Annotated in this window: 22 protein-coding genes; 5 read left to right on the top strand and 17 right to left on the bottom strand. The window is 69.2% G+C overall.

Annotated features, from left to right (window positions below):
* Window positions 1-22: 22 nt before the first annotated feature.
* A complete protein-coding gene (locus H0X91_RS07885; protein WP_062911161.1) occupies window positions 23-2,149 on the bottom strand; it encodes a 3-hydroxyacyl-CoA dehydrogenase NAD-binding domain-containing protein in 2,127 nt (708 codons plus the stop codon).
* Window positions 2,150-2,308: 159 nt separating this feature from the next.
* Between H0X91_RS07885 and H0X91_RS07880 the strand changes: the two genes are divergently transcribed.
* Window positions 2,309-3,271, top strand: coding sequence for a LysR family transcriptional regulator (locus H0X91_RS07880; protein ID WP_006485246.1), 963 nt, complete (start codon window positions 2,309-2,311; stop codon window positions 3,269-3,271).
* 83 nt (window positions 3,272-3,354) lie between these two features.
* Window positions 3,355-5,229, top strand: a complete 1,875-nt coding sequence (ggt, locus tag H0X91_RS07875; RefSeq protein WP_062911160.1) for a gamma-glutamyltransferase — start codon at window positions 3,355-3,357, stop codon at window positions 5,227-5,229.
* 56 nt (window positions 5,230-5,285) lie between these two features.
* Here the strand turns inward: ggt and H0X91_RS07870 are convergent, their stop codons facing one another.
* From H0X91_RS07870 to H0X91_RS07845, 6 genes are all read right to left on the bottom strand, one after another.
* A complete protein-coding gene (locus H0X91_RS07870) occupies window positions 5,286-6,248 on the bottom strand; it encodes an ABC transporter permease subunit (protein ID WP_059723985.1) in 963 nt (320 codons plus the stop codon).
* Window positions 6,248-7,045, bottom strand: coding sequence for a taurine ABC transporter ATP-binding protein (locus H0X91_RS07865; protein WP_062911159.1), 798 nt, complete (start codon window positions 7,043-7,045; stop codon window positions 6,248-6,250). Before H0X91_RS07865 ends, H0X91_RS07870 begins: the two co-directional genes overlap by 1 nt.
* Window positions 7,046-7,083: 38 nt before the next feature.
* A complete protein-coding gene (tauA, locus tag H0X91_RS07860; protein ID WP_006485234.1) occupies window positions 7,084-8,100 on the bottom strand; it encodes a taurine ABC transporter substrate-binding protein in 1,017 nt (338 codons plus the stop codon).
* Window positions 8,101-8,360: 260 nt separating this feature from the next.
* Window positions 8,361-9,353, bottom strand: a complete 993-nt coding sequence (gene lipA / locus H0X91_RS07855) for a lipoyl synthase (RefSeq protein ID WP_006485242.1) — start codon at window positions 9,351-9,353, stop codon at window positions 8,361-8,363.
* Window positions 9,346-10,101, bottom strand: coding sequence for a lipoyl(octanoyl) transferase LipB (lipB, locus tag H0X91_RS07850; protein ID WP_080331297.1), 756 nt, complete (start codon window positions 10,099-10,101; stop codon window positions 9,346-9,348). The genes lipA and lipB overlap by 8 nt, the downstream gene beginning before the upstream one ends.
* 84 nt (window positions 10,102-10,185) lie before the next feature.
* Window positions 10,186-10,512 carry a DUF2917 domain-containing protein gene (locus tag H0X91_RS07845; RefSeq protein ID WP_006485239.1) on the bottom strand — a complete coding sequence of 109 codons (327 nt, stop codon included), beginning with the start codon at window positions 10,510-10,512 and terminating at the stop codon, window positions 10,186-10,188.
* Window positions 10,513-10,614: 102 nt separating this feature from the next.
* On the opposite strand from H0X91_RS07845, the gene H0X91_RS07840 reads away from it, so the two are divergent.
* Complete coding sequence (locus tag H0X91_RS07840) at window positions 10,615-11,604, top strand: transcriptional regulator GcvA (RefSeq protein ID WP_006485238.1); 990 nt, start codon at window positions 10,615-10,617, stop codon at window positions 11,602-11,604.
* A 23-nt stretch (window positions 11,605-11,627) separates the two neighbouring features.
* Here the strand turns inward: H0X91_RS07840 and H0X91_RS07835 are convergent, their stop codons facing one another.
* The 10 genes from H0X91_RS07835 to H0X91_RS07790 all read right to left on the bottom strand — a co-directional run bounded on the left by H0X91_RS07835 (window position 11,628) and on the right by H0X91_RS07790 (window position 20,720).
* A complete protein-coding gene (locus H0X91_RS07835) occupies window positions 11,628-11,936 on the bottom strand; it encodes an HP0495 family protein (RefSeq protein WP_011546305.1) in 309 nt (102 codons plus the stop codon).
* The gene (locus tag H0X91_RS07830) at window positions 11,936-12,862 is read right to left on the bottom strand and encodes a D-amino acid aminotransferase (RefSeq protein WP_006485237.1); all 927 of its coding nucleotides are present in this window, start codon (window positions 12,860-12,862) and stop codon (window positions 11,936-11,938) included. The genes H0X91_RS07835 and H0X91_RS07830 overlap by 1 nt, the downstream gene beginning before the upstream one ends.
* 48 nt (window positions 12,863-12,910) lie before the next feature.
* Window positions 12,911-14,221 (bottom strand): D-alanyl-D-alanine carboxypeptidase family protein, encoded by a 1,311-nt coding sequence (locus tag H0X91_RS07825; RefSeq protein ID WP_006485243.1) that lies wholly within the window; start codon window positions 14,219-14,221, stop codon window positions 12,911-12,913.
* 508 nt (window positions 14,222-14,729) lie between these two features.
* Window positions 14,730-15,374 (bottom strand): alpha/beta hydrolase, encoded by a 645-nt coding sequence (locus H0X91_RS07820; RefSeq protein ID WP_006485236.1) that lies wholly within the window; start codon window positions 15,372-15,374, stop codon window positions 14,730-14,732.
* A 13-nt stretch (window positions 15,375-15,387) separates the two neighbouring features.
* Window positions 15,388-15,705: a (2Fe-2S) ferredoxin domain-containing protein gene (locus H0X91_RS07815; RefSeq protein WP_006485233.1), complete on the bottom strand. Its 318-nt coding sequence runs from the start codon at window positions 15,703-15,705 to the stop codon at window positions 15,388-15,390.
* A gap of 154 nt (window positions 15,706-15,859) precedes the next feature.
* On the bottom strand, window positions 15,860-17,011 hold the full coding sequence (locus H0X91_RS07810; protein WP_006499070.1) for a VanZ family protein: 1,152 nt from the start codon (window positions 17,009-17,011) through the stop codon (window positions 15,860-15,862).
* Between the two features lie 19 nt (window positions 17,012-17,030).
* Window positions 17,031-17,654, bottom strand: coding sequence for an ABC-type transport auxiliary lipoprotein family protein (locus H0X91_RS07805; protein ID WP_011546311.1), 624 nt, complete (start codon window positions 17,652-17,654; stop codon window positions 17,031-17,033).
* A gap of 83 nt (window positions 17,655-17,737) precedes the next feature.
* Window positions 17,738-18,667: an MlaD family protein gene (locus H0X91_RS07800; protein ID WP_058901839.1), complete on the bottom strand. Its 930-nt coding sequence runs from the start codon at window positions 18,665-18,667 to the stop codon at window positions 17,738-17,740.
* Between the two features lie 17 nt (window positions 18,668-18,684).
* Window positions 18,685-19,599: an ABC transporter ATP-binding protein gene (locus H0X91_RS07795; protein WP_058901840.1), complete on the bottom strand. Its 915-nt coding sequence runs from the start codon at window positions 19,597-19,599 to the stop codon at window positions 18,685-18,687.
* Window positions 19,596-20,720, bottom strand: coding sequence for an MlaE family ABC transporter permease (locus H0X91_RS07790; RefSeq protein ID WP_012492376.1), 1,125 nt, complete (start codon window positions 20,718-20,720; stop codon window positions 19,596-19,598). The genes H0X91_RS07795 and H0X91_RS07790 overlap by 4 nt, the downstream gene beginning before the upstream one ends.
* A gap of 342 nt (window positions 20,721-21,062) precedes the next feature.
* Between H0X91_RS07790 and H0X91_RS07785 the strand changes: the two genes are divergently transcribed.
* Together H0X91_RS07785 and H0X91_RS07780 are read left to right on the top strand one after the other, a co-directional pair.
* Window positions 21,063-23,132, top strand: coding sequence for a bifunctional 2',3'-cyclic-nucleotide 2'-phosphodiesterase/3'-nucleotidase (locus tag H0X91_RS07785; protein ID WP_058901841.1), 2,070 nt, complete (start codon window positions 21,063-21,065; stop codon window positions 23,130-23,132).
* A gap of 8 nt (window positions 23,133-23,140) precedes the next feature.
* A complete protein-coding gene (locus H0X91_RS07780; RefSeq protein WP_196432936.1) occupies window positions 23,141-23,986 on the top strand; it encodes a tetratricopeptide repeat protein in 846 nt (281 codons plus the stop codon).
* Window positions 23,987-24,043 lie beyond the last annotated feature (57 nt).

Below are 24,043 nucleotides of genomic sequence, written 5' to 3'. Positions count from 1 at the left end.
CCGTGGCAAATGCGGTTGGCGTTCAGTCGATGTGGTTCAGGCTCGCGAAATCCGCGCCGCGCGCGACGAGATCGACGAGCAGCGGCGACGGCTTCCAGAACAGCGGATCGTCCTTCGCGAACGTGCGGATGTCGGCGAGCACGTTCGCGAGGCCGAGCGTGTCCGCGTAGTGCATCGGGCCGCCGCGATAGCGCGGGAAGCCGTAGCCGTGCAGGAACACCGCGTCGACGTCGAGCGGGCGCAGCGCGATCTTCTCGTGCACGACGTTCGCGCCTTCGTTGATCATCGCGGCGAGGTAGCGGCGCAGGATCTCGTCGTCGGTGAACGTGCGCGGCGTGATGCCCTTCTTCGCGCGTTCTTCCGCGACGATCGCGTCGACTTCCGGGTCGGGCGTGCCGACGCGCGCGCCGTCCAGATACAGGTAGTAGCCGCGGCCGGTCTTCTGCCCGAACCAGCCGCGCTCGCACAGCCGGTCGGAAATCTCCACGTAGCGCGCATTCGGATCGCGCGTCGCCGCGCGGCGCTTGCGGGTCGCCCAGCCGATGTCGCCGCCCGCGAGGTCGACGACCTGGAACGGCCCCATCGGGAAGCCGAATTCGCGCACCGCGCGATCGATCTGGTACGGCGACGCGCCGTCTTCCATCAGGTAGTCGGCCGCCGTCCGGTAGACGGCGAGGATCCGGTTGCCGATGAAGCCGTCGCATACGCCCGCGCGCACCGGCGTCTTCTTCAACTGCCGGGCCAGCGCGAACGCGGTCGCGACGACGTCCGGGCTCACGCGCGCCGGCACGACGATCTCGAGCAGCTTCATCACGTTGGCCGGCGAGAAGAAATGCAGGCCGATCACGTCGGCCGGCCGGTCGATGCTCGCGGCGAGCGCGTCGATGTCGAGATACGACGTGTTGGTCGCGAGCACCGCGCCCGGCTTGCACACGCGGGCGAGTTCGGCGAACACGGCCTGCTTCACGGCCATGTCCTCGAATACGGCTTCGATCACGACGTCGACCTGCGCGAGCGCGTCGTACGACGTGCTGCCCTTGAAGCGCGCGAGGCGCGCCGCGTGCGCGGCGGGCGTCATCCGCCCTTTCGCGACGAGGCCGTCGTACACCTTCTCGACGTGCGCCCGGCCGCGCGCGAGCGAGGCTTCGTCGCGCTCGATCATCGTCACCGGCAGCCCGGCGTCGAGCGCCGCGACCGCGATGCCCGCGCCCATCGTGCCGCCGCCGACCACGCCGATCCGCCCGACCGGCCGTGCGCTCGCGCGTCGCGCCTCGGGCGCCTTCGCCGCCTCGCGTTCCGCGAAGAACGCATGCACGAGGCCCGCGCGCTGCGGGCTGTCCAGACATTGCAGGAACAGGCTGCGTTCGAACTTCATTCCCGCGTCGAACGACTGCGTGAGCGCGGCCTCGACCGCGTCGACGATCTTCGCCGGCGAGAACAGGCCGCGCGACTTCTTCGGCAATTCGGCGCGGGCCGCGTCGATCGCCGCCTGCGCGGCCGTGCGGTCCGCCAGGCCCTGCGCATCGCGCGTGCGGCGCACCGGTGCGCCGAGCGACACGAGTTCCTGCGCATAGGCGAGCCCTTCGGCGAGCGTGTCGTCGCTGTGCGCGACGCGATCGACGAGGCCGAGCGCGAGCGCTTCCTCCGCGCTCGCATGACGGCCCGTCAGCATCAGGTCGAGCGCGGCCTTCGCGCCGATCAGGCGCGGCGCGCGCTGCGTGCCGCCCGCGCCGGGCAGCAGGCCGAGCGTCACTTCGGGCAGCCCGAGTTTCGCGCCGGGCACCGCGAGCCGGTAATGCGCGGCCAGCGCGACTTCGAGGCCACCGCCGAGCGTCGCGCCGTGCAGCGCGACCACGACCGGCTTCGTGCCGGACTCGATCCGCTCGCACACGTCGGGCAGCGACGGCGGCACCGGCGGCTTGCCGAATTCGCGGATGTCGGCGCCCGCGATGAAGTTGCGGCCGGCGCCGACGATCAGCACCGCGCGGATCGCGTCGTCGGCCTGCGCGGCGTCGATCGCGTCGGCGAGGCCGCGCCGCACGTCGGCGGACAGCGCGTTGACGGGCGGATGGTCGATCGTGACGACGAGCACCTTGTCGCGCCGCTCGCGCGTGACGGTGCCGGTTGGGGGCGTGGCGGGGGAATTCATGGCGTCTCCTGTCGAAGCTGTCGATGCAGCAGGCATGACCCGATTCTCGATTGATCGAGATTCATTGACAATTCCCGCACGCCTTTACAAGCTGTCAAGTCTGACTTGACACTGGATGCTTTCCGACCGTTAAAAGGGCCGGATCAGGAGAACACGGGCATGGACCTGAACGCGCTGACGCTGCTCGTCGAGATCCTCGACGCCGGCAATCTCAGCAAGGCCGCGCAGCGGCTCAAGATGAGCCGGGCGAACGTCAGTTACCGGCTCAACCAGCTCGAGCGCTCGATCGGCCAGCAACTGGTGCGGCGCACGACGCGGCGCATGGAGCCGACCGAGATCGGGCTGAAGCTGTACGAACACGGCCGGCGCATCCGCAACGAACTGCTCGCCGCGCAGGAATCGGTGACGACGCTCGGGCAGGACCTGCAGGGCCGCGTGCGGCTGTCGGTGCCGAGCGGCTACGGGCAGATCGTGATGTCCGAATGGCTGCTCGCGTTCAAGCGGCGGCATCCGGGCATCGTGCTCGACGTGGTGTTCGAGAATCGCGTGGAAGACCTGATGCGCGACGAAGTCGACATCGCGATCCGCGTGATGTCCGAGCCGCCGCAGAACCTGGTCGCGCGCGACATGGGCGCGGTGCGCTACGTCGCGTGCGCGTCGCCCGCGTTCGCGGCCGCGCACGGGATGCCGGCGAGCCTCGGCGCGCTGGCCGCCGCGCCGGTCGTCACCGCGACGGTGATGGGCCGGCAGCTCCGCATCGCCGCCTATCTCGGCGACGAACGCCACGAGGTGCTGCTCGAACCGACGCTGATTTCGGAGAACTTCCTGTTCCTGCGCCAGGCGATCCTCGCGGGGATCGGCGTCGGCATCGTGCCCGACTACGTGATGCAGGACGACCTGCGGCACGGCGCCGTCGTCACGTCGCTCGACGCGTACCGGCTCAGCATCTTCGGCACCCACATGTACATGCTGTACATGCCGAATCGCCACCACACGCGCGCGACCTCGACGTTCATAGAGTTCATCCTCGAACAGGCCGGAAAGACCGGCCGGGGCGGGCCCGGCGGGATGCGTCAGGGTTTCCTGTCGGATGACAAGCCGCCGGGCGCGCGGCGACAATAGCGCGCCGGGGCGGGCAGCGCCGTTGCGCCCGCGCCGACGTCCACGCCGCCGTCTCCTTCGAATTCACTGCTGCCGAGGGTTCAATGTTCGACCGGATTCGTCCGTATTCGCGTCCCTGGACGCTGCTCGCCGCCGTCGCGCTCGTCGCGTTCAACGCCGGCTGCACGTCCCCGTCCGCGCCATCGGGCGCCGTCGTCCCGGTCACCGCCGCATCGGGCGCGGCCGTCCCGCTGCCGGGCGTTCACGCGCCCGAACTGTCGTCCGGCTGGACGGACAAGTCGGGTTGGACCTCGCAGCATTTCATGATCGCGGCCGCGAACCCGCTCGCGACGCAAGCCGGCTACGACATGCTGAAGGCCGGCGGCACCGCGATCGACGCGGCCATCGCGACGCAGATGGTGCTGGCGCTCGTCGAGCCGCAATCGTCGGGCATCGGCGGCGGCGCGTTCATGCTGTACTTCGACGGCCGTGCAACGCAGGCGTACGACGGCCGCGAAACCGCGCCGGCCGCCGCGACCGACCGGCTGTTCTACGGGCCGACCGGCCAGCCGATGAGCTTCTACGAAGGTGTCGTCGGCGGGCGCTCGGTCGGCACGCCGGGCGTGCTGCGCATGCTCGACGCCGCGCACCGCGCGCACGGCAAGCTGCCGTGGCGCCGGCTGTTCCAGCCCGCCATCCGGCTCGCCGAGCGCGGCTTCACGATCAGCCCGCGGCTCGCGATGCTGATCGCGAACGACAAGTACCTGAAGAACGACCCGGCGGCCCGCGCGTACTTCTACAACGCGGACGGCACCCCGAAGGCCGCCGGCACGGTGCTGAAGAACCCGGCGCTCGCGACCGTGCTGCGCCAGGTCGCCGACCGCGGCGCGAACGCGTTCTACAGCGGCTCGATCGCACGCGACATCGTCACGAAGGTGCGCAAGCACCCGACCAACCCGGGGCTGCTGTCGCTGCAGGATCTCGCGCGCTACAAGGCGAAGGTCCGCGCGCCGCTGTGCGCCGACTACCGGCGCTCGATCGTGTGCGGGATGCCGCCGCCGTCGTCGGGCGGCCTCGCGATCGCGCAGATGCTCGGCATGCTCGAAGCGATGCCCGACTGGCAGCAGATCGGCGCGCAGAAGCCGGTGCGCAACGACGTCGGCTACGAGCCGACGCCGTTCGCCGCGCACCTGTTCAGCGAAGCCGGGCGCCTCGCGTATGCGGACCGTGCACGCTACGTGGCCGATCCCGATTTCGTGCCGCTGCCGGGCGGCACCTGGGCGAGCCTCACCGACAAGACCTATCTCGCACAGCGCGCGCGGCTGATCGGCGACACCAGCATGGGCGTCGCGCAGGCCGGCACGCCGCAGGGTGCGACGCTCGCGATGGCCGATGACCGCAGCCCCGAATGGCCGTCGACCTCCGACATCGCGATCGTCGACCGCTACGGCCAGGCGCTGTCGATGACGACCAGCATCGAGGACGCGTTCGGCTCGCGGCTGATGGTGCGCGGCTTCATGCTGAACAACCAGCTCACCGATTTCTCGTTCGTGTCGAACGACAACGGCCGGCCGGTCGCGAACCGCGTGCAGCCGGGCAAGCGGCCGCGCTCGGCGATGTCGCCGGAGCTCGTGTTCGACAAGAAGACGAAGCAGGTGACGATGATCGTCGGCTCGGCCGGCGGCCCGGCGATCATCAATCACGTCGCGAAGACGCTGGTCGGCGTGCTCGACTGGGGCATGACGATGCAGCAGGCGATCGCGCTACCGAACTTCGGGTCGATGAACGGGCCGACGCAGCTCGAACGGGGCCGCGTGTCGGACGCGCTCGTGGACGGGTTGAAGGGACGCGGGCACGACGTGCAGATCGTCGAGATGAACTCGGGGCTGCAGGGAATCCAGCGGCTGAACGTGCAGGGGCAGACGGTGTGGTTCGGCGGCGCGGATCCGCGACGCGAAGGGATCGCGATGGGCGATTGAGCGTGAAAGGCGCGGGCGGCGCGTACGCGCCCGTTGCCCGTGCCGTCAGTGTGACGTCACCCTCTCCCCTTCCACGGCACCACCCGCCGCTCGACCCACCGCATCGCGAGATCGAACAGCCACGCGATCGCGCCGATGAGCAGGATGCCCATCACGACGATGTCGGTGCGCAGGAAGCTCGACGCGTTGAGCACCATCTGCCCGAGCCCGGCCGTCGCGGCGACCATCTCGGCCGCGACGAGCGTCGTCCAGCCGAACCCGATCGCGATCCGCAGCCCGGTGAGGATTTCCGGCAGCGCGGCCGGCAGCACGACATGGCGCACGATCTGCGCGAAGCTGCCGCCGAGCGAATACGCGGCGTTGATCTGCTCGACGGTTGCAGCACGCACGCCGGCGCGCGCGGCCATCGCGATCGGCGCGAAGCACGCGAGAAAGATCACGACGAGCTTGGCCGTCTCGTCGATGCCGAACCAGATCACGACGAGCGGCAGATACGCGAGCGGCGGCAGCGGCCGGTAGAACTCCAGCAGCGGATCGAGCACGCCGCGTGCGATGCGGCTCACGCCCATCAGGATGCCGGCCGGCACGCCGATCGCGGTCGCGAGCGCGAACGCGCCGAACACGCGGGCCGCGCTCCACAACAGATGGTCGGACAACGGCAGGCCGCCCTGGATGCGGCCGTGCCACGCATCGACGAACGCGGTCCACACCGCTTCCGGCGCGGGCAGGAACAGCGGCGGCAGCCACTGCAGATGCGTCGCGACCCACCACAGCACGGCCAGCGCCGCGACCGTCGCGGCGCTCAACCCGGCCGTCTTCCCCTGCCCCGGCAACCGGTAACGGCGCGACGACGGCGCACGGCGCTGCGCCGCCCGACGCGGCGTGCGATCGTCCCGTTCGAAATCGGCGGCCGCACGATCGGCCGTCCAAGAATCCTGTGTGCTCATGCTGTCCTGCCTGTGCAAAGTGCTGTTCCGGCCGCGCCCCACGGCCACCCCGTGCCGTGCGAGTTCACTCATCACGCGGGCTCCGCCGCCGCCTCGTCGCGATGCAGGTACGCGATCAACCGCTCGCGCCACGCGATGAAGTCCGGCGACGACTTCACCGCGCGCGCATCGCGCGATTCGACGTAGCGCCGCGCGAACGGCAGCTCGAAGGTTTCGGCAACGCGACCGGGGCCCGGCGTCATCACGATCAGACGCGTCGCGAGGAACAACGCCTCCTCGACGTCGTGCGTGATGAAGAACACCGTCTTGCCGGTGCGCGCCCACACGTCGAGCACGAGCGCCTGCATCGTGCCGCGCGTCATCGCGTCGAGCGCGCCCATCGGCTCGTCCATCAGCAGCACGCGCGGGTCGCTCGCGAGCGCACGCGCGATGCCGACGCGTTGCTGCATCCCGCCCGACAGCTCGTACACGCGCGCACGCGCATGACGCTCGAGGCCGACGAGTGTGAGCATCTCGCGCGCCCGTGCATCGCGTTCGGCCTTCGACACGCGCGCGAAGCGCAGTCCGAGCGCGACGTTGTCGAGCACGTCGAGCCACGGCAGCAGCGCGTATTTCTGGAACACGACGCCGCGATCGGCGCCGGGGCCCGTGACCGGCACGCCGTCGACCCGCACATCGCCCGTCGTCGGTGCGACGAAGCCGGCCATGCAGTTCAGCAGCGTGGTCTTGCCGCACCCGGACGCGCCGAGCGCGACGACGAATTCACCGGCATCGATGCGCAGGTCGACCTGCGCGAGCGCCTGCGTCGTCGGCCTGCCGCGTTCGCCCGGATAGGCGACCGATACCTGACGGACTTCCAGCGTGCTCATGATCGGGGCTCCGCGATGAGTGGGCTGAATGGCCGCGCTCAGCGCGCGGCCTTCTGCACGAACTGCGGATCGACGCCGGCCGAATAGTCGGACAGCACCGTCTGGATCGTGCCTTGCGATTTGAGGAACGTGGCCGTGGCCGCGAGCGACTTCGCGGCGCCCGATTGCGCGCCGCCGCCGAGCCACGTCGGCGATGCCTGCTCGGCCGCCGTCGGGAATGCGTAGAGCGCGAGGCTGGCCGGCACGTCCTGCGCGTTCGCGCCGGACACCTTCGCCACCGCCGCGACCTGCGGCGAGCCGACCTTCCACGCCGCCGCATGCGCGCGGTAGTCGGCGTCTGCCGCCGCGAGCACCTTCACGAAACGCGTGACGAACTCGGGGTTCTCGCGCGCGAACTTGCGGCTCACGACGAAGCCGTCGAAGGTCGCCTTGCCACTTTCCTTCGCAACCTGGCCGGACGTCGTCAGCACCGTGCCCGACTGCTTGACCTTCGCGAGCACCGGATCCCAGATATAGGTCGCGTCGATGTCGCCGCGCGCCCACGCCGCCGCGACTTCGGGCGGACGCAGGTTGACGATCTTCACGTCGTTCGGATTGACGCCCGCGGCCTGCAGCGCGACGAGCGTATGGAAGTGCGACGTCGACACGAACGGCACGCCGATCTTCTTGCCCTTCAGCGCGGCGATGCTGGTCACGCCCGAGCCGTTGCGCGCGACGAGCGCCTCGGCGTCGTTGATGTTGTCGAGTACCCAGAACAGCGAGATGTCGAGCCCTTGCGACAGGCCGGCCGCGATCGGGCTCGACCCCGCCTCGCCGAGCTGCACGGAGCCCGACGCGAGCGCGCGGATCACGTCGGCGCCGCTGTCGAGCTTGCGGAACGTGACCTTGTAGCCGGTCGCCTTTTCGACTTCACCGCTCGCCTGCGCGTAGCGCCACGGCACGACCATGTCCTGGTACGCGATCACGACTTCGCGCGATTCGGCGTGCGCCGCGCCGAGCGCGGCAAAGGCGGTCAGCGCGACGACGGCGCGGCGGATGAAGCTGAAACGGGACATGCGGCTCTCCTTCGGAATGCGGGCATTGCTGCGGGAGAGCCGACTTTACGAGCTTTGCGCGCGGCGGGAGCGAACTTATCCTGCGAAGCTATCGATGCCGTTTCAGCTTTGCTTTCCACGCTCGACCGGATTGCACGTCCGATCGGGTGCCGATTGCCGTGCGCGGGCGCGGGCAACCGCCGCGCCAACGAAAAAGCCCGCATCGCTGCGGGCTTTTTTCGACTGCTCGGGACTGCTGCAGATGGAGGCGTGTGCGATGCTCAGACCACCCCGGCCCCATGCGCCTGCAGATCGGCGTGATAGCTCGAACGCACCATCGCACCGACGGCCGCGTGCGTAAAGCCCATCTTGTACGCCTCTTCCTCGTACATCTTGAAGGTATCCGGATGCACGTACGCGCGCACCGGCAGGTGGTGCTCGGACGGCTGCAGGTACTGGCCGATCGTCAGCATGTCGACGTCGTGCGCGCGCAGGTCGCGCATCACCTGCAGGATTTCCTCTTCCGTCTCGCCGAGGCCGACCATCAGGCCCGACTTCGTCGCGACGTCCGGATGCTGCGCCTTGAAGTCCTTCAGCAGCTTCAGCGAGTGCGCATAGTCCGAACCCGGGCGCGCTTCCTTGTACAGGCGCGGCACCGTTTCGAGGTTGTGGTTCATCACGTCCGGCGGCGCGGCGTTCAGGATCGAGATCGCGCGGTCGAGACGGCCGCGGAAGTCCGGCGTCAGGATTTCGATGCGCGTGTCCGGCGACTGCTCGCGCACTTCGCGGATGCACTCGACGAAGTGAGCCGCACCGCCGTCGCGCAGGTCGTCGCGGTCGACGCTCGTGATCACCACGTACTTGAGCTTGAGCGCCGCGATCGTGCGCGCGAGGTTCTTCGGTTCGTCGGCGTCGAGCGGATCGGGACGACCGTGGCCGACGTCGCAGAACGGGCAGCGGCGCGTGCACTTGTCGCCCATGATCATGAACGTCGCGGTGCCCTTGCCGAAGCATTCTCCGATGTTCGGGCAGCTCGCCTCCTCGCACACGGTGTGCAGGTTGTGCTCGCGCAGGATCGTCTTGATCTCGTTGAAACGCGAGCTGCCGGTGGCCGCCTTCACGCGAATCCACTCGGGCTTCTTCAGCTTTTCGATCGGAATGACCTTGATCGGGATGCGCGCCGTCTTCGCCTGCGCCTTCTGCTTGGCGGTCGGATCGTAGGCAGGGGTCGCGGCCGTATCGGCCGGTGCGGGAGAAGCGGTAACGTCAGTCATTCGATTGTTCCAGTGCGTGCGGCTTGTCGGCGGCCGCGGATGCGCCGTCGAGGTTGGCGATCAGACGGCGCACCAGCGTGCGGGCGACGTCGTTCCAGTCGGCGGCAACCTCGAGGCTCGCCATGTCGACGGTTTCCAGTCCGGCATAGCCGCACGGGTTGATCGCAAGAAACGGGCGCAGATCCATCTTCACGTTCAGGCTCAGCCCGTGATAGCTGCAGCCGTTACGGATCTTCAGGCCGAGGGCCGCGATTTTCGCGCCCTCGTGCACGCCGGATGCCACGTAGATCCCCGGCGCGCCCGCCTTGCGGACCGAAGCGAGATTATACGCCGCGAGGGTTTCGATCACGGCCTCCTCGATCTTCGTCACGAGCGTGCGCACCATCAGCTTGCGCCGGCGCAGGTCCAGCAACAGGTAGGCGACGATCTGGCCGGGGCCGTGGTAAGTGATTTGTCCGCCGCGGTCGACCTTCACGAGCGGCACGCCGCTGTCGGCCACCAGCAGGTGCGCCGGGTCCCCGGCCTGGCCGAGCGTGTAGACGGGCGGATGCTCGACCACCCAGATCTCGTCGCCGGTGTCGGCCGTGCGCGTATCGGTGAACGCGCGCATCGCGTCGAAGCTCGCCTCGTACGCCTCGCTGCCCCGCCAGCGCACGGTGACCGGCTGGACCGGCTGATCCGGGGCTCCGGCGGGCGATGCGGAAACGGCGACAGGCGTGGACACGATGGAAACCGGCGAAACGGACATGGGCGGTAGTTTACCGAAAACCCGTGGGTCTCGCCGGCCTGGGGAGGGGGACGGATCGCCGGTATCCGTCGGATGAAATGATGGTCAGACGGTGCGCCAGCCGTCATGGAACAGCGCGCTCACGCGTTGGCGCAGCCGGGTCAGCCCGCCGAGCGCGACTTCCCGCGGCGGCCGCGACACCGAGAACGCGACGCACGCGCCCTCGCGGCCTTCCGCGCTGAGCCACAGCCGCTCGCCGCGGCGCAGCTTCAGCGTCTCGCCGTCGGCCAGGAAGTAGTCGTCGACGTCGTTGCTGCGCGTCGCCCAGACCGGCCCGCACTGGACGACCAGCCGCGTGCTGCGTTGCACCCTCATCGGCACGGTCTCGCCCGGGGGAATTTCGAAGGTGATGCTTGAAGAGATTTCTTGCATGATCGACTCCGCCAATAAGTGCTCCGATGGCTACAATCGTAGTCACTCGAAGGCGTCCGACCAAACGACCAATTTTCACGTCGATGTGAGGAAAATTAGCAAATGGACCTCCGCCAGCTCCCCGCGCTGAACGCGATTCGCGCGTTCGAAGCCGCCGCGCGCCACGAGAACTTCTCGCGCGCCGCCGACGAGCTGTTCGTCACGCACGGCGCGGTCAGCCACCAGGTGCGCGCGCTCGAGGAAGAGCTCGGCGTGCAGCTGTTCACGCGCAACGGCAAGCGGCTGTGCCTGACCGACGCCGGCATGCGGTACGCGCAGCAGATCCGCACCGCGCTGATGGTGATCGCCGACGCGACGCGCGACGTGCGCGCGAGCGACCGCGACCGGCGGCTGGTGGTGTCGATGCTGTCGTCGTTCGCCGCGCGCTTCATCACGCCGCGCATCGGCACGTTCATCGAGCGGCATCCGGAAATCGACGTCGAACTGCAGTCGACCAACTCGCTCACCGATTTCGCGCGCGACGACGTCGATCTGGCGATCCGCTTCGGCTTCGGCAGCTATCCGGGGCTGCACGTGGAGCCGCTGTTCGAGGAGGTGTTCTTTCCGGCCTGCGCGCCGACGCTGAATGGCGGCAAGCTGCCGCAGACGCCCGCCGATCTCGTGCACTACCCGCTGCTGCGCTCGGACGACGAGCTGTGGCGGCCGTGGTTCGACGCGGCCGGGCTCGATACGCTGACCGAGCCGAAACGGGGGATCCTGTACCAGGATTCGTCGAACCTGCTGCTGGCCGCGATCGAGGGCCAGGGCATCGCGCTGGTGCGCCGCTCGCTCGCGGTCCACGACCTGCTCGACGGGCGCATCGTGCGCCTGTTCGACATCGACGGGCCGAGCCCGTGGCACTATTTTTTCGTGTGTCCGCCGCCGCTGCTCAACACGCCGCGCGTGCAGGCGTTCCGGACCTGGTTGTTCGAGGAGGTCGCCGAATACAAGCGGCTGTGCGACGAGCTGGACGCGCGGCGCGCGGCGGGAAAATGCCCCGCCGAGTGCGCGCTGGAGGGAGGATGGAAAGGGATCAGCGGCCGTTTGCGCTGATCCCGGGCCACCGGAACGGCCCCTTAGAGCACGACCTTGACCATCGGATGGCCGGTCAGCGCGCGGTAGATGTTGTCGAGCTGTTCCTGGCTCGTCGCGCGCACGGTGATCGTGAGGCCCGTGTAATTACCGCCGCTCGACGCGCGCTCCTCGATCTTCTCGACGTCGATCTCGTTGTCGTGAACGGCCACGACCTTGAAGATCGTGTCCTTGAACTCGGGGTGCGCCTTGCCCATGATCTTGATCGGGAAATCGCACGGAAACTCCAGCAGCGACTCCTTCCGGGTCTCGATCGCGCCGGTGACCTCGACGGTTTTGGTCGGTTCGCTCATCATTTTCTCCGGGTTAGGTCAAACTGTTCAAACTCGCGTGCCTTCGCACGCTGGTACGCGTCATACAGCGCCGCGAACACGGGGCCCGGCTTGCCGCCCTGCACGGGCAGATCGTCGAGCGACGTCACAGGCAGGATTTCCTTCGTGGCCGACGTCAGCATGATCTCGTCGGCCGAGCGCAGTTCGACCTCGCTGATCTCGCGCGCGACGAACCGGATCCCGCATTCGTCGGCCAGCTGCTCGACCAGCGCGTAGCGGATCCCTTCGAGGATCTTGTTGCTGCGCGGCGGCGCGAACAGTTCGCCGTTCTTCACGATCCACACGTTCGACGACGAGCCTTCCGTCACGTTTTCGTCGCGCAGCTGGATCGTCTCGAACGCATCGCGCTCGGCCGCATGCTGCGCCATCAACACGTTGCCGAGCAGCGAGATCGACTTGATGTCGCAATGCAGCCAGCGACGGTCCTCGGCCGTCACGCAGCGCACGCCCTTCGCGCGCTCCTCTTCCGACGGCAGGCGCAGCGGGCTCGTCATCGCGAACACCGTCGGCACCGCGTTCGCCGGGAACGCGTGGCCGCGCTTCGCGACGCCGCGCGTCACCTGCAGGTAGACGAGCGCGTTGCCGTCGCCGAGGCCTTCGGCATTCGCCGCGACCACCCGCTCGATCAACGCGCGCCAGCCCGCCGCATCGTGCGGGTTGTCGATGCCGATCTTCTTCAGGCTGCGCGCGAGCCGGTCCAGATGCTGTTCGATCCGGAACGGCACGTGCGCGCCGTCGTGCGCATAAACGGGGACGACTTCATACACGCCGTCGCCGAAGATGAATCCGCGGTCGAGCACCGGCACACGGGCTTCGGACAGCGGCACCAGTTCCTCCTGCGCCGAGACGCTGAGGTAGACGATCGGTTCGAATTCGGCTTGGCTCATGGCTATGACAGATGGGGATGAAGTCGTGAAAACAAAGGCCCGTCGTGCTTACTTCTTCTTGCTGAACATCAGCAGGATCGAGTCCCAGATACGTCCGAAGATACCCGCTTCCGGCACGGCCTGCAGCGCGACGACCGGGAATTCGGACAGCGTCTTGCCGTCGGCGACGATCTTCACGGTGCCGACCTGCTGGCCTTCCGCGAGCGGCGCGATCAGCGGCGCGTTCACGTCGACTTCGGTCTTGACCTTGTCGCCGAGGCCGCGCGGCACGGTCGCCCACTGGTCGCCCTTCACGCCGACCTGCACGGTGTTGTCCTTGCCCTTGTAGATGCGCGGCGTCGAGATCGCCTGGCCGCCCTTGAACAGGCGCACCGAATCGAACGCGCTGTAGCCGTAGTTCAGCATCTTCATGCTGTCCTGCGTGCGGTCGTTTTCCTTCTGCTCGCCCATCATCACCGACACGAGACGGCGCTGGCCGTCGACACCGGGGATCGCGCGCTTCGCCGATGCGATCAGGCAGAAGCCGGCCGCCTGCGTATGGCCCGTCTTCAGGCCGTCGACCGTCGGGTCGAGCCACAGCAGCCGGTTGCGGTTGCCCTGGCGGATGTTGTTGTACTTGAATTCCTTCTCCGAGAAGATGCCGTAGTACTGCGGAAAATCGCGGATCAGGTGCGCGGACAGCTTCGCGAGGTCGCCGGCCGTCGTGTAGTGGTTCGGGTCGGGCATGCCGTTCACGTCGGCGAAGTGCGTGCCCTTCATGCCGAGACGCGCCGCCTCGTCGTTCATCAGCGTGACGAACTGCCCTTCGCTGCCGCCGACGAGTTCGGCCAGCGCGATCGCGGCATCGTTGCCCGACTGGATGATCATCCCGTACACGAGGTCGTGCACGGACACCGGCTTGTTCGCCTCGATGAACATGCGCGACTCGTCGCGGCCGACGCGGCGCACCGCGTCGCTCGGCGTGACGATCTGCTCCATCGAGATCTTCTTCTTGTCGAGCGCCTCGAACACGAGGTACGCGGTCATCAGCTTCGTCAGCGATGCCGGCTCGACGCGTTCGTCCGCATTGCCCGATGCGAGCACCGTGTTGCTCGTCGCGTCGACGAGCACCCACGAGCGCGCGTTCACGCCCGGCGGCGGCACCGCGCCCGGCATGTAGGTCGCGGGCGCGCCGGTGAACTGCTCGGCGGCCGGCGCCGCATGCGCGGCCTTGGCCTTGGCGGCCGGCTTCGCCTCGGCGACGACGATCGTCGACGCGAGCGCGACGGGCAGCATCACGCCGAGCGCTACGTTGCGCGCGGCGGTGCCGAAGGCGATGGAGGAAGCGAGGGACTTGAGGCCTTGGGAAGACAGACGCATGATCGATTCAGGCTGATGGCAGAAAGTGCGGTGCGAAACGCGCAGGGTTGAACGGCAAGGCGACGGGCGTGTCGGGCACTCGCCCGACACCGTCGGGCGACGCGAAACGCGCCGGTTGGACTCGTGCGGACGCGTTCGGTTCGCGGCCGTCGCGAGCGGGCGGACAGGCGGCGAAACGAGCGCGGCATGGGCCCAGCCGGGCCGCGGGCGACGCGGAATGCGGCCATTATACGTGGCCGCGAACGGCGTTTTCGCGAACCTGGCAGCGGACGCCCGCATACCGGCTGCGAGAGCATAGCGTGGAGACGCGGCGGGCACGTGCGCTCGAAGCCGCGCGAAAGGCATGCGCAGGCGGTGTGCAAGTCGGGTTGCGCCACGATGCCGTAGGCGGCGCACCGCGCTGTGCGGCGCGCTGTCGCGTGAAGTTTCGGGAAGGGTCGCGCATCGTCCGGCCGGGGCCGATGCGCGGTACGGGCCGCCGGCGCCTACGCCGACGCCCGCATGGCGGCTAGCGCCACGCGTCGACGATGATGCGCTTCAGCACGTGCAGCTTGCGATGGAGGAAATGCTCGGCGCCGGGGATCACGACGACGGGCAGCTCCTGCGGCCGCGCCCAGTCGTACACCGATGCGATCGGCACCGTGTCGTCGGTTTCGCCGTGGATCACGAGCGTGTTCTCGGGCACGTCGGCCACTTGCCAGCGGCTCGCGGCCGTGCCGACGAACACCATCCGCTCGATCGTCTCGCCCGCATCGCGCAACCGCTTCGCGACGTGCGACAGCACGAAGGTGCCGAACGAGAAGCCCGCGAGCACGAGCGGCAGGTCCGCATACGCGGGCTGCGCGCGCATGTGCGCGAGCACCGCGAGGAGATCGTCGGCCTCGCCCGTGCCGTTGTCGTGCACGCCCTCGGTCGCGCCGACGCCACGGAAATTCGACCGGTAGACGACGTAGTTCAGCTGCACGAGCGTGCGCGCGAGCGTCTGCGCGACCTTGTTGTCCATCGTGCCGCCGAACAGCGGATGCGGATGCGCGACGAGCGCGATGCCGCGTGGCGCGGCGCCGCCTTCGCGCACGGCGTCGGGCAGGTCGACCGCGATTTCGATCTGGCCGATCGGGCCCGCGATCAGCGATTTCTGCGTATGAACGTTCATTCGGCCGGCCCGCTCAGATCTTCAGGCGATCGACGACCTTGCCGTCGCGCAGGTGCGATTCGACGATCTCGTCGATGTCGGCCTGATCGACGTACGTGTACCACGTCCCCTCCGGATACACGACCATCACCGGCCCTTCCTCGCAGCGGTCGAGGCAGCCGGCCTTGTTGATGCGGACCTTGCCCGGCCCCGCGAGGCCAAGTTCCTTCACGCGCTTTTTCGCGTATTCCTGCATGGTCTGTGCATCGCATTGCGCGCAGCTCGGACGTTCGGCGCCCGGGTCGCGCTGGTTCAGGCAGAAGAAGACGTGGTGCTGGTAGTAGGAATCCATGATGGTGACGAGCGGCCCGGCACGAGGCCGTGCGGAAAGAGGGGCGATGGATTGCCGTTGCGCGAGGCGGCAACGGAGGATGCGGACGATTATAGCGACCGGCGCACGCGGCTGCCCGCGGCACGGCCGCCGCCGCACGGCCCGGACTGCGGCGTCAGCGGCGCAGCGCGGCCGGCAGCCACGCGTGCTCGACGCGCTGGCCGAGCCAGATCAGCGCCGCGTAGGGCCAGATCCACGCGAGCCAGCGCGCGAGGCTGTTGAAGTGCACGTAGCGCCCCTGCCGCCAGCCCGACAGCGTGAAGTCGAAGAACGGATTGACCGGCAGCAGGTTCACGAGCGCGACGCCGGCCAGCAGCGCGAGCGCCGCGAGCAGCGCGCGCCACGTCGCCGGCACGCGCAAGGCGACGAGCGCCGCCGCGAAGCCGAGCTCGATGCCGAGCCGCGCGCCGGGCGTCGCCCACACGACGACGAGGCCGGTGGCCGACTGCATGAAGGTCGCCGCGGCCTTCAGCACGAGCGTGGCGACCACCAGCGCGACCAGCAGCCGGATGCGCGGCGCGTGCGGGCGCATCGCGAGCGACGCGATCGCCAGCGCGGCGAACAGCATCAGCCCGCCGAGCATGGCTTCCCACGCCGAATCGGACAGCCAGCCGTCGACCCGCTCGGGCCATTCGCTGACGCGCCAGGCGGCCGGCAGCCACGCGAGCACTGCATCCTGCATCGACGCGTCGGCGCGCTCCCATAGCGCGGCGGGCCAGTCGCCGATGCCGAACAGGAACGGCGACGGAAACACGATCGCGAACGGCCACAGCGCGGCGAGCAGCAGCGGCGTCGACCCATCGGCTTCCAGCCACGCGAAGCGCAGCCGGCGCAACACGCCGCGGTCGAGCAGCGCGCCGGTGGCCGGCGCCGCGAGCGCCGCGCCCAGCAGCGCGCCGAACGCGTTGGCGCCGAGATCGAGGTTCGACGCGACACGCGTCGGCAAATAGGTCTGCAGCGCTTCCATCGCGCCCGACAGCAGCACGCCGAGCACGCCCGCGATCAGCGTCGCGGCCACGCCGCGCCAGCGCGGATGCAGCGCGAGCACGCCGAGCGCGCCGAACGGCAGATAACCGAGCACGTTCGTGACCACGTCGAACGTCGTCACGTAGCGCTGCATCGGCGCGAACAGGTAATCGAACGGGCCGATGCCGAGCGCCGCCCAGCCTTCGAACGGATACAGCGACGCATAGACGATCAGCGCCGCATAGGCGGCAAATGCCTGCCGTGCGAGCGGTGACGCGCGATGCGGGCCCGGCACGTTCATCGCGGCTGCACGGCCTGCGTCACGGCGTGCCCGCGTACGCCTGCACGCCGACCCACGCGGCGATCTGCGACACGAGTTCGTCGCTGGCCGCCGCGAGCGCGCGCGCACCGCCGGCGGCGTCGGGCGTGCTCGACGGCGCGCGCGCGACGAACGTGCGCTGGCCGAGCACCTTGCCGTCGAGCATCAGCGTCGCGCGCGCGGTCACCGCGCCGTGGCTTTGCGACTGGCCGTCGAAGACCTGTTCGAATTCGCTGAGGTCGACCTTGAGGGTCGGCGCACGCACGCCGTCGGCGCCTTCGAGCACCGTGCCACGCGACGACAGCGCGCCGCGCAGCCGCTGCGTGAGCAGTTGCGCGGGCGGCGCGGTCCAGCGGCTGTCGCGATAGACGGCCACGTGCTGCGCATCCGCGTACGCGAGCCGGTACGCGAACTTGTCCGAGTCGAGCGCGTCGGGCGCGGCGACGTCGAGCACCTTCAGCGCGGGGCCCGAACCGGTGGTCGTCACCGACGACGCAGGCCCGAGGTCGTAGCGGATGTTCGACAGCACCGCGTCGTTGCCGGCGCAGCCGGCCGCCAGTGCGAGCGTCAGCACGGCCAGCGCGGCCGCGGCCGGGCGCAGCGCGCGGTCAAGGATTCGTGGCATGGCGTATTCCTGCATGATGTTTCCGGTTTCGATGGGCGTCATGACCCGGCCGTTTCCGGCTGGACCCTCGATGGGTTTGCGCTTCACTTCTCGGCCGTGGCACCCGGCCACACGAAGCCTGCTTCGCCGGGCCCCGGCGCCGCGCCGGGCGAACCGAACAACAGACTGCGCGGGTTGCGGCCGAGTTCACCGGCGACGTCCTTCAATTGCCGCGACGCGTCGCCGACGCTGTCGGCCAGCGCATTGAAGCGCGGCAGCGTGTCGTACTGCACGCGCGCATTGAGGCCGTTCAGCGCGACGCCGACCTGCTCGGCGGCCGTGCCGGCCTTGTTCAGGTTCGACACGAGGGGCCCGTTCGGCTGCATCAGCGTGTTCGCCGACGCCATCGCGCGGTTCACCTCGTGCATCGTCTCCGGCAGCGCGGTGACCGCCGGGCCGAGCTGCTTCGTCAGCGTCGCGGCGCCGTCGGCCGCGTGCTGCAGGCTTTCGGCGGTCGCGCGCAACTGCTCGCGCATCTCGGGCGACATCAGCGCGTTCGCGCTCTTCGCGGCCAGTTCGAGCTGCCGCAGCAGCACGTCGCCGCGCTCCTGGATCTGGTCGAACAGGCTCGGCCGCATCGGGATCTGCGCGATCGCCTTCGGCGACGACGGCAGCGGCGACAGATCGCGCCCCGTATCCTCCAACTGCACGAATGCGATGCCCGTCACGCCCTGGAAGCCGAGGCTGCCGTAGGTCGACTGCGTGATCGGCGCGTCGTGATCGACGAGAATGCGGATCCGGATCTGACCCGGATGCGTGCGATCGAAGCCGATCGACTGCACCTTGCCGACGTCGAGGCCGCGAAAGCGCACGGCCGCGTCCGGGAACAGCCCCGTCACGTTGGTGCGCGCGAGCAGGTCGTACGGCACGCGCACGGTGCGGTCGACGTTGAACCAGAACACGGTGCCCGCGATCGCGAGCGTCAGCGCGATCGTGAACAGGCCGGCCCAGAACGCATGTGATTTGTTTTCCATTCGCGGGTTCCTTGCTTCTACAGCTCGACGCTCGACAGCGCCGGTTCGAGGGCCGCCTTCGGCAGCTTCGCGCGCCGCTCGGGCGGCAGCGCCTGCAATGCGCGGCGCCCGCGCAGCCCCAGGAAATATTCGTGGATGAACGGATGGTCGACGTTCGCGGCCTCCTCGACGGGCGCGGCGACCAGCACCTTGCGGTCGGCCAGCACCGCGACGCGCGTCGACAGCGCGACCATCGTGTCGAGGTCGTGCGTCACCATCACGACGGTCAGCCCGAGCGTGCGGTGCAGCGTCGCGATCAGCTCGACGAATTCGTCGGACGCCTGCGGATCGAGGCCGGCCGTCGGCTCGTCGAGGAACAGCAGTTCGGGCTCCAGCGCGATCGCGCGCGCGATGCCGACCCGCTTGACCATCCCGCCCGACAGCGCGGCCGGCATCTTCGACGCGTGCTTGCACGGCAGCCCGACCATCTCGAGCTTCAGCATCACGATGTCGTGCAGCAGGTCCGGCGGCACGCGGCCGAGCTCGCGCAGCGGCTGCGCGACGTTGTCGAACACCGTCATCGACGAGAACAGCGCGCCCTGCTGGAACAGCATCCCCGAGCGCGTGCGCATCATCCGCGCGCTGGCGTCGTCGATCGTCGCCGTATCCTCGCCGAACACCTTGATCGTGCCCGACGTCGGCCGCTCCAGGCCGAGGATCTGGCGCACGAGCGTCGTCTTGCCGGAGCCCGAGCCGCCGACGATCGACACGATCTCGCCGCGCCGCACGTCGAAGTCGAGCTTCTGGTGAATGATGTTGCGCCCGTAGCGCTTGGTCAGGTTGCGCACCTCGATCACGAGGTCGCCGGCATCGTCGGCCACGTCGGGCCGGGCGCCGACCGACCCGGCGCCGATGGCCGCGGCATGCGCGGTCGTTTCGTTCGATGCGTTCATCCGAGCCCCACGTTCTGGAACAGGATCGCGAACACCGCGTCGGCGAGGATCACGACCGTGATCGACGACACCACCGACGTGGTCGTGCCTTCGCCGAGGCTCTGCGAGTTCGCCTTGATCCGGAAGCCGAAATGGCACGCGACCAGCGCGATCAGCATGCCGAACACGACGCCCTTGCCGAGGCCGATGTACAGGTTCGCGATCGGCACGACGCCCGGCAGCGAGCGCACGAAGTAATTGACGTCGATGCCGAGCACGAACTTCGCGGCGATCGCGCCGCCCGTCAGCGCGATGATGTTGGTCCACATCACGAGCAGCGGCATCGCGACGCCGAGCGCGAGCACGCGCGGCAGGACCAGCCGCAGCCCGTGCGGGATGCCCATCACGCGCATCGCGTCGAGTTCCTCGGTCACGCGCATCACGCCGATCTGCGCGGTGATCGCCGAGCCCGAGCGGCCCGCGACGAGGATCGCCGACAGCACGGGGCCGAGCTCGCGAATCACCGACAGCCCGAGGATGTTCACGATGTAGCGGTTCGCACCGAACGTCTGCAACTGCTGCGCGGACAGGTAGCTCAGCACGATGCCGATCAGGAACGCGACGAGCGCGGTGATCGGCAGCGCCTGCGCGCCGGCGCTGTAGATGTTCGCCGAGGTTTCCCTCCACGGCATCGTCTGCGGGCGGCGCAGCACCGACAGCGCATCGAGGATCACGAGGCCGAACATCGCGATGCCGCCCTGCAGGTGTTCGCCGAACGAGAAGATCGCCTGGCCGAGCCGCGTGACGGGATCGACGCGCACCACGCGCTCGGGCGCCTCGCGTTCACTGTCGAGCCGCTCGATGCGCTCGAAGATCGTGCGCTGCGTGGCGCTCAGCGCGACGCCGGCCGGCAGCTTGCGGCCCCATACGCGCCACAGCGCCTGGCCGCCGACGTGGTCGAGCCGCTCGATGCCGGACAGATCCCATTCGCTCACGCGCCCGGTGGCGATGCTCGCGACGCGGCGCGCCACGGCGCCGCGATTGCGCGCGAGCGCGAGCGCGGTCCACTGGCCGGTCAGGCGCACCGTCTGGCCCTGGCCGCCGACGTCGACCGACAGGCCGGGAGGAGTCTCGAAGTCCAAGGGCAGGTTGTTTGCAAAAGGATGACAGCGGCCATTGTAGCGAACCGCCCGGCGCCGCGACGTGAGGATTTCCGTGTGGGCGGCGAGCTCGGGGCGCGAGCGGGGGCGCGCAGCTGGGGCCGCCGCGCTCGGCGCGCGTGGTCGGGAGCGCCGGGCCGGGGCGCCGGCCGATCAGCCCGAAGCCGCCACGAGCCTGCCCGCCGCCGGCATCGCGACCTTTCATTGTTCCGTCACGTTTCCTTTCGATACTCTCACGCGCCGCACATCAGGCCGTCGGCGCGCCGCGCCGCCATTCGTGCGTATCTCGCGTTTCATAAAACAGAACACCGAACAGGACAACCGATGCGTCTCCCCCCGCTTTCCCGCCGCCACGTACCGGCCGCCGCCGCGCTCGCCAGCCTCGCCTTCGTCCTCGCCGGCTGCGGCGGCGACGACGTCACCGCCACGCCGCCGTCGCAGCCCGAGGCCCAGGCGCCCGTCGGCACGACGGCCACGCTCGCGCTGCTCGAGACGACCGACCTGCACACCAACGTGCTGTCGTACGACTATTTCAAGCTCGCCGCCGACAATTCGCTCGGCTTCGAGCGCGTGTCGACGCTGATCGCGCAGGCGCGCAAGCAGTACCCGAACACGCTGCTGCTCGACAACGGCGACACGATCCAGGGCACCGCGCTGTCGGACTACCAGGCGCTCGTGAAGCCGGTCGGCTGCGACCAGACGCTCGCGATCTACAAGGTGATGAACGCCGCGAAATTCGACGGCGGCGGGATCGGCAACCACGAGTTCAACTACGGGCTGCCGTACCTGTCGCAGGTGACCGGCAACACCTTCGAGGTCGACGGGCTGCCCGCGCCCGCCCAGCAGAAGAAGTGCGCGGGCCCGAACTTCCCGCAGGTGCTCGCGAACGTGATCAGCGCGAAGACCAACGCGCCGCTGTTCACGCCGTACACGATCCTGACGCGCACGGTGACGGCCACGACGCCGGACGGCAAGACGGTCAGCGCGCCCGTGAAGATCGGCATCATCGGCTTCACGCCGCCCGCGATCATGAACTGGGACAAGCGCTGGCTCGACGGCAAGGTCTACACGACCGGGCTGAAGGAAGCGGCCGAGAAGTACATCCCGGAAATGCGCGCGAAGGGCGCCGATCTCGTCGTCGCGATCTCGCACGGCGGCCTCGACAATTCCGCGTATTCGCCGACGATGGAAAACGGCAGCTGGTGGCTGTCGAAGGTGTCCGGCATCGACGCGATGCTGATCGGCCACTCGCACCAGGTGTTCCCGGACGCGAACAGCACCGTGTCGCAGTTCAACCTGCCGGGCGTCGACAAGGTCAAGGGCACCGTCAACGGCGTGCCGACCGTGATGGCCAACTACTGGGGCAAGCATCTCGGCGTGATCAAGCTCGGCCTGAAGTTCGACGGCAAGACGTGGATCGTCGACAAGTCGCAGACGACCGTCGAGGCACGGCCGATCCAGAACGCCGACAAGAGCTACGTCGCGGCCGACCCGTCGGTGTCCGCCGCGATCGCGGCCGAGCACCAGGCGACGATCGACTACGTGAAGACGCCGATCGGCTCGACCGACTACCGGATGAACTCGTACTTCGCGGACGTCGGCGATCCGGGCGCGATCCAGATCGTCAACGAGGCGCAGGCCGACTACGTGAAGACCTACGTGCAGGCGAACCTGCCGCAATACGCGTCGCTGCCGGTGCTGTCGGTCAGCGCGCCGTTCAAGAGCGGCTTCGGCGGCGGTACCGACTACACCGACGTCGCGCCGGGCGCGCTCGCGATCAACAACGCGGCCGACCTGTACCTGTATCCGAACACCGTGTACGCGGTGAAGGTGAGCGGCGCCGACGTGAAGAACTGGCTGGAGACGGCCGCCAAGCGCTTCAACCGGATCGACCCGACCAAGGCGACCGTGCAGCCGCTCGTCAGCACCTTCCCCGGCTACAACTTCGACATGTTCACGTCGGCCGACCTCGCGTATGAAATCGACGTCACGCAGCCGGTCGGCAGCCGGATCAGGAACCTGACGTACAAGGGCGCGCCGATCGACCCGAACGCGCAGTTCATCGTCGCGACCAACAACTACCGCGCGAGCGGCGGCGGCAATTTCCCGGGCCTCGACGGCAGCAAGACGATCTTCGCGTCGCCCGATGCGAACCGCGACGTGCTGATCGCGTTCATCAAGAAGCGCGGCGCGATCACGCGTGCGGCCGACGGCGCGCAACGCAGCTGGCGCTTCACGAAACTCGCGAGCTCGGTCGCGCACGTGCAGTTCGCGTCCGCGCCGAACCGCCTCGGCGATGCGGCGGCGGCCGGCCTGACCGGCATCACGCAGGTCGCGGCCGACGACGGCTCGGGCAAGAACCTCGCGACCTACGAGATCGACCTCACGCAATGAGACACGCGATGCAACCGATCCGGACGATGCGGCCCGCCGAAACCGGCTTCGCCGCCGCCGCGCGGCGCGTGCTGCGCGCGAAACTCCCGCCCGCCGCGCTGCTCGCGGCGGCGGCCGTGACCGTCGCGGCCGTCGTCACGATGACCGGCCCGCGCGGCGCCGGCCCCGCGCCGAGCGCCGCGCAGCTCGACGAATGGCAGGCGATGGTCACGCAGGCGAACGAGCCGCATGCGCTGGCCCAGTTGCGCACGCTCGCGCGCCGCGGCTCGGGCGCCGCGCAGGCGGCGCTCGGCATCGCGCTCGTCGATGCGCACGAGCCGGAGCTGCGCGACGAGGGGCGCGGCTGGCTGGAAACCGCCGCGGCGGCCGCCGGCAAGGCCGACGCGCCGGCTGCGCGGCGCGCGCAGCTCGCGCTCGGCAAGGCGTTGCTGCTCGGCAGCGGCGACCTCCCGAAAGACTATGCACGCGCCCGCGCGCTGCTCGGCGCAGCCGCCGAACAGGGCGACCCGGCCGCCGCGTATTACCTCGGGCTGATCTACCGCAGCGGCTACGGCATCGCGGCCGACCCCGTCCAGGCCGTGCACTGGTTCGACATCGCGTCGCGCGCGGACATCCCGGCCGCCGACTTCATGCTCGCGAACGCGTACCGCGACGGCAGCGGCGTGCCGCGCGACGAAGCGCGCGCGCTCGCGCTGTATCGCCGGGCCGCCGAACACGAGTTGCCCGAAGCCGTGCAGACGCTTGCGATGGCTTATCGCAACGGCGAACTCGGGCTTCGGCCCGACGCGGACGAGTTCCACGCGCAGTGGATCGAGACCGCGCATGCGCTGAAGCACCCGGTCGTCGCGCCGTGATGGCCGTTCGGCCAGGGGACGCGCGAGCGTGACCTGGCCGAACGGTGGTTGCTTCGC

It is taken from the genome of Burkholderia sp. 9777_1386 (assembly GCF_015712265.1).
In the GTDB taxonomy this organism is placed as follows: Bacteria; Pseudomonadota; Gammaproteobacteria; order Burkholderiales; family Burkholderiaceae; genus Burkholderia; species Burkholderia cenocepacia.
The sequence above is the reverse complement of the archived record's forward strand: the minus strand, read 5'-3'. Positions and strand labels throughout refer to the sequence as shown.

Excerpts from the sequence above, each read along its gene's own strand:
- H0X91_RS07800 (WP_058901839.1), bottom strand. The coding sequence starts at position 18,667 with ATGGAAAACAAATCACATGCGTTCTGGGCCGGCCTGTTCACGATCGCG.
- ggt (WP_062911160.1), top strand. The coding sequence starts at position 3,355 with ATGTTCGACCGGATTCGTCCGTATTCGCGTCCCTGGACGCTGCTCGCC.
- H0X91_RS07820 (WP_006485236.1), bottom strand. The coding sequence starts at position 15,374 with ATGAACGTTCATACGCAGAAATCGCTGATCGCGGGCCCGATCGGCCAG.
- H0X91_RS07880 (WP_006485246.1), top strand. The coding sequence starts at position 2,309 with ATGGACCTGAACGCGCTGACGCTGCTCGTCGAGATCCTCGACGCCGGC.
- lipA (WP_006485242.1), bottom strand. The coding sequence starts at position 9,353 with ATGACTGACGTTACCGCTTCTCCCGCACCGGCCGATACGGCCGCGACC.
- H0X91_RS07795 (WP_058901840.1), bottom strand. The coding sequence starts at position 19,599 with ATGAACGCATCGAACGAAACGACCGCGCATGCCGCGGCCATCGGCGCC.
- H0X91_RS07840 (WP_006485238.1), top strand. The coding sequence starts at position 10,615 with ATGGACCTCCGCCAGCTCCCCGCGCTGAACGCGATTCGCGCGTTCGAA.
- H0X91_RS07835 (WP_011546305.1), bottom strand. The coding sequence starts at position 11,936 with ATGAGCGAACCGACCAAAACCGTCGAGGTCACCGGCGCGATCGAGACC.
- lipB (WP_080331297.1), bottom strand. The coding sequence starts at position 10,101 with ATGTCCGTTTCGCCGGTTTCCATCGTGTCCACGCCTGTCGCCGTTTCC.
- H0X91_RS07805 (WP_011546311.1), bottom strand. The coding sequence starts at position 17,654 with ATGCCACGAATCCTTGACCGCGCGCTGCGCCCGGCCGCGGCCGCGCTG.
- H0X91_RS07810 (WP_006499070.1), bottom strand. The coding sequence starts at position 17,011 with ATGAACGTGCCGGGCCCGCATCGCGCGTCACCGCTCGCACGGCAGGCA.
- H0X91_RS07845 (WP_006485239.1), bottom strand. The coding sequence starts at position 10,512 with ATGCAAGAAATCTCTTCAAGCATCACCTTCGAAATTCCCCCGGGCGAG.
- H0X91_RS07780 (WP_196432936.1), top strand. The coding sequence starts at position 23,141 with ATGCAACCGATCCGGACGATGCGGCCCGCCGAAACCGGCTTCGCCGCC.
- tauA (WP_006485234.1), bottom strand. The coding sequence starts at position 8,100 with ATGTCCCGTTTCAGCTTCATCCGCCGCGCCGTCGTCGCGCTGACCGCC.
- H0X91_RS07830 (WP_006485237.1), bottom strand. The coding sequence starts at position 12,862 with ATGAGCCAAGCCGAATTCGAACCGATCGTCTACCTCAGCGTCTCGGCG.
- H0X91_RS07870 (WP_059723985.1), bottom strand. The coding sequence starts at position 6,248 with ATGAGTGAACTCGCACGGCACGGGGTGGCCGTGGGGCGCGGCCGGAAC.
- H0X91_RS07815 (WP_006485233.1), bottom strand. The coding sequence starts at position 15,705 with ATGGATTCCTACTACCAGCACCACGTCTTCTTCTGCCTGAACCAGCGC.
- H0X91_RS07885 (WP_062911161.1), bottom strand. The coding sequence starts at position 2,149 with ATGAATTCCCCCGCCACGCCCCCAACCGGCACCGTCACGCGCGAGCGG.
- H0X91_RS07865 (WP_062911159.1), bottom strand. The coding sequence starts at position 7,045 with ATGAGCACGCTGGAAGTCCGTCAGGTATCGGTCGCCTATCCGGGCGAA.
- H0X91_RS07825 (WP_006485243.1), bottom strand. The coding sequence starts at position 14,221 with ATGCGTCTGTCTTCCCAAGGCCTCAAGTCCCTCGCTTCCTCCATCGCC.
- H0X91_RS07785 (WP_058901841.1), top strand. The coding sequence starts at position 21,063 with ATGCGTCTCCCCCCGCTTTCCCGCCGCCACGTACCGGCCGCCGCCGCG.